Origin of the sequence: Pseudomonas sp. GM78 (assembly GCF_000282475.1) — a bacterium.
Classification (GTDB): domain Bacteria; phylum Pseudomonadota; class Gammaproteobacteria; order Pseudomonadales; family Pseudomonadaceae; genus Aquipseudomonas.
In genome coordinates this window covers 1-13,580 of the sequence record NZ_AKJF01000166.1, presented here as the reverse complement: position 1 = coordinate 13,580, position 13,580 = coordinate 1, and the positions used below count along the sequence as shown (strand labels likewise).

The following is a 13,580-nucleotide window of genomic DNA, read 5'->3' as shown; positions in this document are numbered from 1 at the left end:
GGGAGCGAGCCTGCTCGCGATGAGGCCGGCACATTCAACGTAGGTGGTGACTGATCCACCGCTATCGCGAGCAGGCTCGCTCCCACAGGTTTTCAGCGCGATTATTGCGGCTTGCGATAGCTGTTGATGATCGCCGAGAAGTCACTGCCGCCTTCCCCACGCAGGCTCATCGCCTGATACAACTGTTGCGCCACCGCGCCAAGCACCACCGGCTGGTGCGCCTGACGTGCCGCTTCCGTGGCCAGCCCCAGATCCTTGAGCATCAACTCGGCGCCGAAGCCACCGGTATAGCCGCGCGAAGCCGGTGCCGTTTCGACGATGCCAGGCCACGGGTTGTACATCTCCGAACTCCAGCAACGCCCGGTGGAGCTGTTGATGATGCCCGCCAGCACCTTGGTGTCGATACCCAGGGCATCACCCAGCGCCATGGCTTCACTGACGCCGACCATGGAAATACCCAGCAGCAGGTTGTTGCAGATCTTGGCAATCTGCCCGGTGCCGACTTCGCCGCAATGGACGATGTTGCGGCCCATTTGTGCCAGCACCGGTTGCAGGGTCGCGAACAGTTCCGGGGTCGCACCGACCATGAACGTCAAGGTCCCCGCCGCGGCGCCACCGGTGCCACCGGAAACCGGCGCATCGGCCATGGCCACGCCCTGCTTGGCAGCGGCGGCGGCCACGTCACGGGCGGTCTGCGGATCGATGGTGCTGCAATCCACCGCAGGTACACCCTTGCCGATACCGGCGAGCACACCGTCTTCGCCCAGCCAGACGCTGCGTACATGCACGGCAGCGGGCAGCATGGTGATGACCAGTTCCGCACCTTGCGCCGCCTCACGGGCCGAAGCGCTGATGCTGCCGCCCAGTTGCTCAAGCTCCGCCAGCACGGTCTTGTTCAGGTCGACCAGGCGCAGAGAATGGCCAGCCTTGATCAGGTTGCGCGCCATCGGCGCGCCCATGTTGCCGAGACCGATAAAAGCGATGTTCATGTCCGGCTCCTTAACGCAGGTTGATGGTGGTGTTCACACCGTCGTTGACGCTGTCGTCATCGAACCAGCGGCTGGTGACGGTCTTGGTCTGAGTGTAGAACTGCACCACTTGCTTGCCATATGGACCCAGGTCGCCGAGCTTGGAACCACGGGAACCGGTGAAGCTGAAGAACGGGACCGGCACCGGAATCGGGATGTTGATGCCGACCTGACCGACGTCGATTTCGTTCTGGAACTTGCGCGCCGCCGCACCGGATTGGGTGAACAGGCCAGTGCCGTTACCGAACGGGTTGGCGTTGACCAGGGCAATGGCCTCGTCGAGCGTATTCACTTCCAGCACGACCAGCACCGGACCGAAGATTTCCTGGGTGTAGATCTGCATGTCAGTGGTCACACCGGAGAACAGGGTCGGGCCGACGAAGTTGCCCTTCTCGTAACCGGGAACGGTGATTTCGCGACCATCGAGCTCGAGTTTCGCGCCTTCCTTGATGCCGCTTTCGATCAGGTCGAGAATTCGCGCCTTGGCCTTTTTCGAGATGACCGGACCGACATCGGTGCCCGGCTCGCTGCCAGCATTCACCTTGAGTTTCTGCGCCAGCGCTTTCAAGTCTGGCAGCCATTGCTTGGCCGCGCCGACCAGCACCACCACCGAAGTCGCCATGCAACGTTGACCGGCCGCGCCAAAACCGGCGCCCACCAGCGCATTCAGCGCCTGTTCGCGATTGGCATCGGGCAGCACCACGGCGTGGTTCTTCGCGCCCATCATCGATTGCACGCGTTTGCCGTGCTTGCCGGCCAGGTCATAGACGTGGGTGCCGACCGCCGTCGAGCCGACGAAGGAAACCGCCTTGATGTCTTTGTGGGTGCAGAGCGCATCCACCACATCCTTGCCACCGTGCACCACGTTGAGCACGCCAGCCGGAACGCCGGCCTCGATGGCCAGCTCCACCAGCAGCATGGTCGACATCGGGTCTTGCTCGGACGGCTTGAGCACGAAGGTGTTGCCGCAGGCGATAGCCATCGGGAACATCCACAGCGGAATCATCGCCGGGAAATTGAACGGCGTGATGCCAGCGCAAACGCCAATTGGCTGACGCAGGGTGTAGGTGTCCACGCCGCCCGCCACGTTTTCAGCGAACTCGCCCATTTGCAGGCTGCCGATGGAGCACGCGTGCTCGACCACTTCCAGGCCACGGAAAATATCGCCTTCAGCGTCGGCAATGGTTTTGCCCTGCTCGGCGCTCAGGACTGCAGCGATGCGCTTGGAATGTTCGCGGATCAACGCCTGGAGCTTGAGCATGATGCGCATGCGCGCGCCGATTGGTGTCAGCTTCCATGTCTGGAAGGCACGATGGGCAGCACTGATGGCAGCGTCGACTTCTTCAGCGGTGGCAAACGGTACCTTGGCCAGCACCTGTTGGGTTGCCGGGTTGATGATGTCGTGCCATTCAGTGGTCTGGGATTCGACCCACTGGCCATCGATCAACAGTTTGACCTTTTGCACGGTGGTCTCGTTTGGCGTAAGCGAAGCGTTCATGTGGGTCTCCGAATCTTTGTTTTTATTCCAGGAGCCAGGGCGAAAAGTCACCCTGTGATAAGACGTGTGCCGCGAATTGGTGATCGGGCTGTTTTTGGAGTATAGATGTGCAAACTTCTAATAAGAACGCACATAAAAGCCGGTCCATCATGCAAAAAAACATCACGTCTCTAGGTTCGCTGAATTGGGATGACCTCAAGTTTTTCCTCGAAGTCTCCCGCACGCGCAAGGCCAGCACCGCAGCCAAGCGCCTGGCCGTCGACTACACCACCGTGTCGCGGCGCATCAGTTCACTGGAAGCTTCGCTGGGCACCTTGCTGTTCGAGAAATCGCGGACCAGCGGCTTCGTCCTGACCGCCGAAGGCCAGCGCCTGATGGGCTACGCCGAGTCGATCGAAAGCACGCTGCACATGGCCTGCGAACAGGTATCGGGTTCCGGGGTGGCGTTGTCCGGCCATGTGCGCATGGGCTGCACCGAAGGTTTCGGGAGCTTTTTCATTACTCCGCAACTGAGCCATTTCGTCGACGCCTACCCGGCGATCTCGGTGGACATCCTGCCGCTGCCGCACTTCATCAGCCTGTCCAAGCGCGAGGCCGACATCGTCATCGCCCTGGAACGCCCGGAGCACGGGCCCTATGTCTGCTGCAAACTGACCGACTACCGCCTGCAGCTGTATGCGACCCAGCAATACCTCGACAAGCACCCGGCGATCCGCCGCCCCGCCGACCTGGGCAAGCATGCGTTCATCAGTTATGTCGATGACCTGGCGTTCAGCTCCGAGCTGCTGTACCTGGCCAACGTGCTCCCCGGCGCCAGCGCCAATTTGCGCAGTACCAGCGTGATCGCGCAGTTCGTGGCCGCGCAGCAAGGGCGATCGCTGGCGATCCTGCCGTGCTTCCTTGCCGCCCAGGACCCACGCTTGCTGCCGGTGTTGCCACAGGAAATCAACATCACCCGGCAGTTCTGGATGTACTGCCGCGAAGACCTGCGCAAGCTCAAGAGGATCACCCTGTTGTGGGATTACATCCGCGCGGTGACCGAGCAGAACCAGGCCCTGTTGATGGGGGGCAGTCGACAAATGCAGTTCGCCGACTGAGGACTTTCAAAAAACGTCAGGTTGTAACCGGTTGGCGGCCAGCCACTTTCCTGGACAAGGTTTTGCCAAAAGCAATCCACCATTTTTCGTAATAGAAGGTCGATATATGGGCGGTGATGAAAATGGCGGCGAACAACAACGGACGCTTCAGGTATTTAACGACCGTATCTCCACTTCCCAGCCAGGTATGCGCCAGCAACGGATGAACTACGTAGAGCGCGTAGGAGATGGTGGCGATATAAAACAGAATGCGATTGTTTAAAAGCTTGGCAATGACTGTTCGGCCACTGAGTAATGTGCTCCCCACCATGGCTGCGGCAATATAGGGGCGTAAGTAGTTCATGAAGCCGCCGTCGGGATGACTGGACACTACAAACAGGGCAAACAACGTTATTTGCACGACCAGCATTTGTGCAGGAGCTTTCACAAGGTTACTACCCAGTCTTTTGTGATAGATCAGCGCCAGTATGCAGCCAGACAGTATTTCATCAATGCGGTAATAGGTATTGATGACGACATGGGCATCATTCATGACACGGTAGGTCGTGACGGCGATGGCGAGAAAAGGGATCAGCACCATCCACCTTTTCCTCATCAGAACGACCAGCAACGCGATGGCCACGTAAAACTGGACCTCCATGCACAAACTCCATAGATGGCCGTTTATATTGCCAAGCCACATGGGTGGCCAGTTGGCAACGAACAAAAAGTTCGCGATGTAGTAATCAGGAGGGCTGCTCATCATAGGCAAAACAATTGCCATGTACAGCCAGGCGAGAGGCACTATGCGAAAGAACCTGCGAATCAGAAAATCAATGACGCTGTCGTTATTGAGCAGAAAACTTGTTATCAGGAAACCCGACAACGTGAAAAATATAGCCATGCCCATGACGCCTGCGGCGGAGTTCAACTGCAAAATCTTTGGGCCAAGTGGTAGCAGGTGACACGCCAGGACCAGCAAGATACTTATGCCGCGCCATCCATCAAGTACGTTTAACCGAGAGCCTGCTACGGAACTATCACTCATATTGGCATTCGCTCTTTGGATATGAAAACCCAATAGTCGTAGCAGTGAAAAATCTCTGAAGCCAGACCATTTAAGCCTGAAGTCTAGGCCACCTTTTGAGCTTTACACTTCACGCCACGATGAAATTTTGTCGCGAGCCAGTGGCTGCATAACTGGTTTTTTGACGTTGCTTTCATGGCGTGAAGTGCATCGTCCAATTTTTTGGCAGATGCGCTGCGAGCGCTGTCAGTCGCTCGCCTCCTTGAGTTCCAGCATCAGCCCGCTCAAGCGTTTGACCCGGCGCCGTACCGCCTCTTCAAAGACACCTGCCCGAGGCTCGATCAATGTGAACCAGTCCTTGGCCCGGGTGATGCCGGTGTAGATCAGCTCCTTGGTGAGGACCGGGTTCAGGGCGTCGGGCAGGATCAACGCGGTGTGGGCGAATTCCGAGCCCTGGGATTTGTGCACGGTCATGGCGTACACGGTTTCGACATCATTGAGGCGGCTGGGCAACACAAAACGCACACCGCCCTGCCCGTCGTTCCTCGGGAAGGCTACCCGCAGCACTGGTTTCCCGGCCTCGGGCCCCTCGCGCTCGGGGAGCTTGAGGGCAATACCGATGTCGCCATTCATCAAGCCCAGGCCGTAATCATTGCGGGTCATCAGCACCGGCCGGCCTTCGTACCACTGCTGGTTACTGTCGATCAGCCGCGCCTTCAGCAAGGCGTCGGTCACCCGCTGGTTCAAGCCTTCCACGCCCCAAGGGCCTTTGCGCACGGCGCACAACAACTGGAAGGCGTCGAATGCCTGCAGCACCTGTCGGGCCCAATCGGTCCAGCGCGCGTCTTCCAGGGGACAATCGAGGGCTGGACGCTGGTTGCGCAGCAGGCTCAAGTAGTAGCGGTAGCCTTGCGGCCCCTCACCATGTCCTTCGAGCAACAGGCGCTCCAGCGCGCGATCCTGTTCATTGCGCAGGGACAGGCAGAACACATCGTCGTGGCTTCGCGCCGCCAACAATTTCCTGGCTTGAGCGGGCTGTTGCTGGTTCACCCACCGGGCCAGCTGGCCAATGCCGCTGCCTTCGCCGAATCGCCGCGAGTGGCGCAACATCACCACTTGCTGGGCCAGCGGATGGGTGCCTTGGGTATCTTCCTCCAATCCGCTGGCGTCCAGGCTTTCGCCACTAACGGCTTGCAGCCAATGGCGAGTCTGCGGGCTATACCAACCCGCTTCGGCGTCGCGACACAGATCGCCCAGCACGGCACCGGCCTCCACCGACGCCAGCTGGTCCTTGTCACCCAGCAGCACCAGGCGCGCATGGGCCGGCAGCGCGTCGAGCAGATTGGCCATCATTTCCAGGTCGATCATCGACGCTTCGTCCACCACCAGAACATCCAGCGGCAAGTGATTGCCGGCGTGGTGACGGAAATGCCGCGTCCCCGGGCGGCTGCCAAGCAGGCGGTGCACGGTGGTGACATCAGAGGGGATTTTATCGCGGATGGCTTCAGTGACTTTCAGCGTGCGCACTTGCGCACTGATGGACTCGGTCAGCCGCGCCGCGGCCTTACCGGTGGGCGCGGCAAGACGAATGCGCAGCGGCTTGCCCGCCTCTACGGCCGGTGCCTGGAGTAATGCGAGCAAGCGCACGACCGTGGTGGTCTTGCCGGTTCCCGGGCCGCCGGTGACGATACTGAAAGCACTGCGCGTCGCCAGGGCGCAGGCGAGTTTCTGCCAGTCGATGACCTCACCGGGCCTGGCCGGACCGAACAGCCCCGTAAGGCGCTGCAACAAATCATCCGGTGCGTCTTCATGCGCTGCAAGGCGCTCACGCAACGCATTGTCGATACGTCGCTCGTAAGCCCAGTAGCGCCGCAGGTACAGGCGCTTGCCGGCCAACACCAGGGGCCGCTGTTGCACGCTGTCACGCTCGTCCGCGGCCAATGCCACCAGGCTGCTGGCGGCCAGCACCTTGCACCAATGGGCGCCATCCAGGCCTTCCAGCAACTGCGAAGGCAGCAACATCGCGCCACCTTGCAGGTCGCCTTCCGGTGGCAGCGACAGGGCGAAGTCCGGCTCCTTGAGGGTCTCGAACAGATCCAGGCACACATGACCGTGCCCCAACTGGTGACTGGTCAACGCCGCCGCCAGCAGCACCAACGGATCATCGTCCGGGGCCAGCTCGTGGAGAAAGCCGACGAAGGCCTTGTCCAGTGCTCGCAACCAGCCGCGCTCGACCCAGCGCGTGAGCAGCAGCAACAAGTCTTCGGCACGACTCAATGGGGTCAGTTGCGCCAGGCTGTCGGCGCTCAGTGGCGTCGACAGCACATCGGCGAAGGTACGGTTCATAGCAGTACTCCCTGTTCCCAGGCGGGTTCGACCCTGGGCTCCGGCTTGCCTTGGAACAGGCGGTCAAGTTGCTCGATCAAGGCCCGGGGCGGGCGGGCGAAAAATACGCCTTGGCTTGGCGCACGGGTACCGCGCAGGAACAGGTACAGCGCCCCTCCGACATGCCGGTCGTAATCGTAATCGGCCAGTCGGGCCTTGAGCTGGCGATGCAGGGCCAGCAGGTACAGCACGTATTGCAGGTCATACCGGTTGTCGAGGATCGACTGCTCCATGGCCTGTTCGGTATAGGCCGCGTCGTCGACCCCGAGCCAATTGGATTTGTAGTCGGCGACGTAGTAGCGGCCGTCATGCTCGAACGTCAGGTCGATGAAGCCCTTGAACATGCCGTTGAGCAGCACCGGTTCAGCGGCCACCCGCGGCACGCCGTTGTGGGTGTGCTGGCACACCAGGGCATCGAGCTTGAGCACATCGACCTTGTGGCTGGCGAACCAGAACTCCATCTCGACCCGGTACTGGGCCAACTGCCCGAATATCACCGGTGCCTCGCCGCTGCCCAGCGGCAATGGCGACTTGAGCAGGTGCTGCAACCATTCACTCAGCGTGCTGATCCAGCCCTCCCAGCCACGGCGGTTGCAGCGACGGCCAATCGCATCTTCCACGGCTTGCGCGGTGACGGCAAAACCTTCGTTGCCCGCCCATTCGAGCAAGCCATGGAGAAAGGTGCCCGGGTTCGGGCCACGGGGGAATCGATGGATATCGGCACCGCCGGCCACCATCTCCCGGGGGGCATGCGGGTCGAGACGTTCGTCGTCGAAGAGTTTCTGGGCCTGCGGGCTTTCGGGTGCCTGGTCACTGCCAATGCTCAGGCTGTCGCCGATGCGCAAGGCGCTGTAAGAGGCAATCCACCAGTTTTCACTGGCCTTGCGTTGCACCGTCAACGGCGCCAGCAACGCGGCGGTATTCTGCGGTGGATGGTAATGCTCGGCGGTGGCCTCGGGCATTTCGCCATAGCCCATCGACGGACAGCCCTGTTGCAGGTCTCGCAACCAGGCCAGCAAACCCGCCGACTCGTTCAGGCAAGCACCACCGCCCAACAGATACCCCAGCGCCGACAGGTGCAGCACCGAACTGTTGCCGTTACCACGCTTGAGATCCGCCACGCCCAGCCAGCAGGCGTGTTGCGCCCGGGTAAGGGCCACATACAGCAGGCGCAGGTCTTCGGCCAGGCGCTCGTCATCGGCCAGGGCAATCAGTTCGGCCGTGGGGTTCAAGCTCACCTGGGCCTTGCCCTCGGCATCGTGGTAATGCAACGGCAGGCGGCTGCCATCCACAGGTTTTGCCGAGCAAATGAACGGCAGGAACACCAACGGGTACTCCAGCCCCTTGGATTTGTGGATGGTCACGACCTTGACCAGTTGCTCATCGCTTTCCAGGCGCAGGATCTGCTCTTCACCCGCCTGGCCCGACAATGCCAGGTGCTCGGACAAATGCCGGATCAAGGCCTGCTCGCCGTCAAGTTCGGCGGCCGCCTGTTGCAGCAACTCGGACAGGTGCAGCAGGTTGGTCAGCACCCGCTCGCCATCGCTGCGCGCCATCAATGCCTGGGGCAACCTGAAGTCATGCAGCAGGCGTCGCAGCATCGGCAACACCCCCTGTTTGCGCCAGAGTTCGCGATAACGGCGGAACTGCATGACCCGCGCTTCCCAGGCCAGCTCGTCCTGGTTCAACTGTTCCAGTTCGACCAACGACAGGTTCAGCGTGATGCTGGCCAATGCGGCGCGCAGTGGCCGTTCGACGTCCGGCTCGGCACAGGCCTTGAGCCAGGTCAGCACGTCGTGGGCTTCCTGCGCGGCGAACACCGAGTCCTTGTCCGACAGGTAAACGCTGCGCACGCCTCGGGCAGCGAGCTCGCTACGCACCGCCTGGGCTTCCTTGCCGTCGCGTACGAGGATGGCAATGTCCGAGGGCATCAGGCCTTTCAGCGCCTGGTCTTCACGCACGAATCCGGCAAGGCCTTGTTGCCCGCCGTTGAGCAAGGCAGTGATTTCACTGGCGCAGGCGGCGGCCAGTTGCTGGCGATAGACCGCGCCGGACATCGGCTGCTCGGCGGACAAGTGCCAGATGTTCAATGCCGGTACTGCCTGATGATTGATGCGCAGAACTTCTTTACGCCCCTGGGACTCGACGGGCAGGAACGGCACCGGGTTGTCGCCATTTTTTTCCCGGAACAGAAAGGCCCCGCGCCCGGCTTCGCGAGACTCGGCATAGTCGAACACATGGTTCACGGCACTGACCATGCCATGGCTCGAACGGAAGTTGGTGCCCAGGGTATGCAGGCGGCCTGTGGTCGCCTGACGGGCGCGCAGGTAGGTATAGATGTCGGCACCGCGGAAGGCGTAGATCGCCTGCTTCGGGTCGCCGATCAGGAACAGCCCGCTCTCGGGGCTGTTGTCTTCAATGCGATAGATGCTCTCGAAGATCCGGTACTGCACCGGGTCGGTGTCCTGGAATTCGTCGATCAACGCCACCGGGAACTGTTCGCGGATCAAGCTCGCCAGGCGCTCGCCGCCATCGCTTTGCAGCGCCGCATCCAGGCGCAGCAACATGTCGTCGAAGCCCATTTCCGCACGACGGCGCTTTTCCTCTTCGAAACGCGCGCCTACCCAATGGGCAGCGTGTTGCAGCACGGCGGCATCGGGCGTCGGCAAGCCATCGAGACAGGCCTTGAGTGCGGGCATCGCGTCCAGGCCCGGATGATCCGGGGCAGGGCCCTTCTTCCAGGCTTCGGCCATGCCGTCGGGGGTCAGGCGCGTGAAACCGGTACCGATGTCCAGTTGCTCAAGGGACTCGTCTTCGGCCCAGGCTTTGATTTTCTCGAACCAGGGCTCGAAATACCGCGCCTGCATCTTGCGCCCGTCGACGCTCTTGCTGGCGACACCTTCGTGACACAGAGCCAGCAACTCGTCGGCCCACTGGCGCCACGGCCTCTTGAGCTCGAGCAAGGCGGCTCGCCGCGCCTGCAGGCATTCGCTGATCAACTGCGCCGGCTCTTTACCGCTGAGGGTGTCGCGCTCGCTGGCGAACAGCCCGCGGATTCGCGGCAACAAGGCCGCCGGCCCGCCCCAATTGCTGCGCACCCAGTTCAACGCATCGCCCTGCATCGGATAACAGAACAGCCGCCAGTAGTCGCGCAGGACTTCACCCAGCAGATCGCTGTGGTCGGTCTCCAGGGTCTGGGTGAACAGGCTGCCGCTGTCAAAGGCGTGCTCGCGCAACATGCGCTGGCACCAACTGTGGATGGTCGACACCGCCGCCTCATCCATCCATTGCGCGGCGATGTCCAGGCGATTGGCGCAACCTGGCCACTGCTCGGGTGCGTACTGTTGCCGCAACTGGTCGATCAGCCCGTCGGGGGCCGGCGTTTCATCGCGGAAAAAGCGCGCGGCTTCTGCCAGGCGCGTACGGATACGTTCGCGCAGTTCTTTGGTGGCGGCATCGGTAAAGGTCACCACGAGGATCTGTGGCGGCAGCAGTTCACGTCCGAAACCATTGGCGTCTGCGCCATGGCCCAGGACCAGGCGCAGGTAGAGTGCGGAAATGGTGAAGGTCTTGCCGGTCCCGGCGCTGGCCTCGATCAGTTGACTGCCACGCAGCGGGAACGCCAGGGCCAAGGGTGTCTGGGTGGTCATGGGCGGGTTTCCTCACTGGACACTGAACGCCAAGGCGCCTCTAGCAGCGGTCGATACAGGGCGTCGCACCAATCGACGAACGTCTCGTCGGCGACCAGGGCGTCGTAATCGGCGAACTGCCGCGCGAGCGCCACGCTTTCGCGGCGTTCGCCGTCAGTGGTCAAACCGTCCCCTTCATAGGCCTTGCGAGCGGCAGCCTGGGCTTTGGCAGGATCGGTTTGTCCAAGCCAGGCAAAGGCGGTCTTGACCGCAATCGGCAGCGGTTGGCGCATGCCTGATTGCCAGGCCAGCAACAGGTCGCCCAGGGTGCGCAAGGCACTGTCCTGTGCAATCGGGTCGAGCAGCAGGCTGTCGTCACTGGCCACCAGGGCGGTGGTCATCGGCATACCGCTGGCGCACGCCACCAGATGGTTGACCCACGGCCGTGTCAGCCGATGCCATTTGCGAGTCTTGATCGAACCGATGCTGTTGGGGATCGTCGTGACCGCCAGCAAGCCACCGTCAGCACGTTGATGCAGGCCGCTGAGCCAGCCTTCGATACGCAGGTCATCCACTTGCAGATTGACTGGCAGGGCACTGGTCAGGGGGGTTGGCCACAGGGCCAGGAGCTGTTGATAACGAGCAAGCAGATCCGGCAAGGGTTCGATCAGCTCGCGTTGCAGGCATTCGCCAAATCCCGCCATGGGCAGCAGCCCACTGTTTTGCAGGCGACTGGCGTGCGCCTCCAGCACCCGGTCGGTGTTATCCAGGTCTGCCAGTGCCGCGCCGAGCAAACTGTCGCTCAGGCCATAGCGTTGCAAGGCATCGAGGACAAAGGGTTCTTCATCGGCCAAAGGCGCTTCGGCCGTTTCAAAGAACACTTTCAATCGCTGGCTGAAGAAATGTCGCACCGGGTTGCGCAGGAAATCCTGCAGCTGCCCAAGACTCAGCGGCTCCTCCTGGATGTGGGCATTGAGCATCGCGTGAACAGGCGCTTGCCCGCTGGCTTGATGGAGCACCTGCCACTCACTGGCATAGCTGAACAGGGCATCGCCCTGGTGGAAGTAACGGGCACTGAAGGGTTGCAGCGGATGCTCCTGGGTCATGGACTCAAGCAAGTCTTGCTCGGCATCGGCCGATCGCCAACCGCTGGCCAGGTGGTCACGGAGCTGGCCGATCAACACCGATGCCGGGCGCTCGCTGTTATCGCGAATGCTGCGACCGACCCAGCTCACATAGAGTTGGTCGCGTGCCGACAACAAGGCCTCGAGCAGCAAATAGCGGTCATCCTCACGCCGCGAGCGATCGCCGGGCCGGTAGTCGCTGCCCATGAGGTCGAAGTCCAGTGGCGGCTGTGCCCGCGGGTAGTCGCCATCGTTCATCCCCAGCAGGCAAACCAGCTTGAAGGGGATCGCACGCATGGGCATCAAGGTACAGAAGTTGACCGCTCCGGCCAGAAAACGCTGGGACAACCGCCCCTGATCGAGGCCCGCCAGCCAGGCTTCACGGACGACGGTCAGCGGCAGCTCGTCGTGCAAGCCGACTGACTCGCAGTTCTCCAGCCAGGTTTCGCGCAACGTTTCCAGCTGCGTCAGCAAATACTCGTCGTGCTCATTACTGGCCCGGAAGAACAGGGCCACCAACGCCTGCAAACGCAGGCTCCATTGTTGGGGCGAGGCCGCTCGAGAGAGTTCGTAATGAGCAATTTCCAGGGCATCCAGCAGCGCCACCAGCGGGCCTATGAGCGCGGCGTCCAGACCACCAATCTCGTCGTAGGGTTCGATGCCGCCACAGGCACCGGAACTGCCAACGGCGTACCCGAGCAACATCCGCCGCAGGCCAAAACGCCAACTGTTTTGCTCCAGTGCCTCCGGCAGGCCCAGGCCTGCACGCTGCTCGGCATTCATCCCCCAGCGGATGCCCGCCCCTTCGATCCAGCGGTGCAGGGTTGGCAGGTCGCGTTCCTCTACGCCAAAGCGCTCCCGGAGCGCGGGGACGTCCAGCAGGTCGAGAATCTCGCTGACCGGGAAACGGCTGTCTGGCAGCTTGAGCAGATGCTCCACCGCGATCAGCAGTGGATCACGACCGCGCTGCCCCTGGTCTGCGAGGGTGAAGGGTACGAAACGCGGGTCGTGGCGCTCCAGCTGGCCGAACACTGCGCGAATGTGCGGGGCATAGGCATCGATGTCCGGGACCATGACAATCACATCCCGAGGACGCAATTGTGAGTCGGCGCTGAAGCGCGCGAGCAACTGATCGTGCAGGATCTCCACTTCGCGCTGGGCGCTGTGGGCAATGTGGAAACGGATCGACGTATCTTTCTGCAGATCCACGGCCGGCCAGTAGTCGCGGGTTTCGCCCAGTGGGCGCAACTCAAGGATGTCGTCCTGCAACTGGTTGAGCATGTGCAGCGGCTGGCTGTCACTGAACAGGTCGATGCGCCCGTCACGAAACGCCGAGCGATAGCTGTTGGGATCGTCGTAGCTGTCGAGCAGGTTGATGTAGTCCCGCCCCTGCTTGCCCCATGCGGCCAGTAACGGATGGGCGTGTTGATGCAGGGTTTGCGGGTCGAGAACGCCGGGCATGCCGCTCTTGCGCGCCTGACGTTTGTATTGATGGCGCAACAGGTCTTTGTCGGCGACGATGTCTGCCCAATGGTGGCGGCAGGGGTTGTGCACGCACAGCAGAACCTGGCTGAACCGGGCCAGCCCGGCCAGGGCCTCGAGGGCTTGAGCAGGCAGCGAGGAAATGCCGAACACGATGACCCGGGACGGTAGACCGCTCGGCGCGACGTCAAGGCTATTGATGCGTTCGATAAACCGCTGATGCACGCCGGCCCGGCTTTGCGCCATCCCTTCTTCACCGACATCCAGCAACAGTGCGCGCCACAACTCTGCCTGCCAGGCATTGGCCGCGGTCAGCGGCTTTTTTTTTTTT

The 13,580-nt window shown here is 61.7% G+C and carries 7 protein-coding genes; 1 reads left to right on the top strand and 6 read right to left on the bottom strand.

Annotation, left to right across the window (positions count from 1 at the left end; all coding sequences use genetic code 11):
- Positions 1–101 precede the first annotated feature (101 nt).
- Positions 102–989: a 3-hydroxyisobutyrate dehydrogenase gene (mmsB, locus tag PMI35_RS06855; RefSeq protein WP_008063835.1), complete on the bottom strand. Its 888-nt coding sequence runs from the start codon at positions 987–989 to the stop codon at positions 102–104.
- A gap of 10 nt (positions 990–999) precedes the next feature.
- Entirely contained in the window at positions 1,000–2,526 is a 1,527-nt protein-coding gene (locus tag PMI35_RS06860) for a CoA-acylating methylmalonate-semialdehyde dehydrogenase (RefSeq protein WP_008063832.1), read from the bottom strand.
- Positions 2,527–2,675: 149 nt separating this feature from the next.
- On the opposite strand from PMI35_RS06860, the gene PMI35_RS06865 reads away from it, so the two are divergent.
- Positions 2,676–3,623, top strand: a complete 948-nt coding sequence (locus PMI35_RS06865; protein WP_008063831.1) for a LysR family transcriptional regulator — start codon at positions 2,676–2,678, stop codon at positions 3,621–3,623.
- Between the two features lie 16 nt (positions 3,624–3,639).
- Here the strand turns inward: PMI35_RS06865 and PMI35_RS06870 are convergent, their stop codons facing one another.
- The 4 genes from PMI35_RS06870 to recC all read right to left on the bottom strand — a co-directional run.
- Positions 3,640–4,650: an acyltransferase family protein gene (locus PMI35_RS06870; RefSeq protein ID WP_008063830.1), complete on the bottom strand. Its 1,011-nt coding sequence runs from the start codon at positions 4,648–4,650 to the stop codon at positions 3,640–3,642.
- A gap of 225 nt (positions 4,651–4,875) precedes the next feature.
- A complete protein-coding gene (gene recD / locus PMI35_RS06875) occupies positions 4,876–6,975 on the bottom strand; it encodes an exodeoxyribonuclease V subunit alpha (RefSeq protein ID WP_008063828.1) in 2,100 nt (699 codons plus the stop codon).
- Positions 6,972–10,664: an exodeoxyribonuclease V subunit beta gene (gene recB, locus PMI35_RS06880; RefSeq protein WP_008063826.1), complete on the bottom strand. Its 3,693-nt coding sequence runs from the start codon at positions 10,662–10,664 to the stop codon at positions 6,972–6,974. The genes recD and recB overlap by 4 nt, the downstream gene beginning before the upstream one ends.
- Positions 10,661–13,580: exodeoxyribonuclease V subunit gamma (gene recC / locus PMI35_RS06885; protein WP_008063824.1), on the bottom strand; the 2,920-nt coding region annotated here is incomplete at its 5' end. The genes recB and recC, both read right to left, overlap by 4 nt.

Coding starts and splice junctions, on each gene's coding strand:
- mmsB (WP_008063835.1), bottom strand. CDS start 989: ATGAACATCGCTTTTATCGGTCTCGGCAACATGGGCGCGCCGATGGCG.
- PMI35_RS06860 (WP_008063832.1), bottom strand. CDS start 2,526: ATGAACGCTTCGCTTACGCCAAACGAGACCACCGTGCAAAAGGTCAAA.
- PMI35_RS06865 (WP_008063831.1), top strand. CDS start 2,676: ATGCAAAAAAACATCACGTCTCTAGGTTCGCTGAATTGGGATGACCTC.
- PMI35_RS06870 (WP_008063830.1), bottom strand. CDS start 4,650: ATGAGTGATAGTTCCGTAGCAGGCTCTCGGTTAAACGTACTTGATGGA.
- recD (WP_008063828.1), bottom strand. CDS start 6,975: ATGAACCGTACCTTCGCCGATGTGCTGTCGACGCCACTGAGCGCCGAC.
- recB (WP_008063826.1), bottom strand. CDS start 10,664: ATGACCACCCAGACACCCTTGGCCCTGGCGTTCCCGCTGCGTGGCAGT.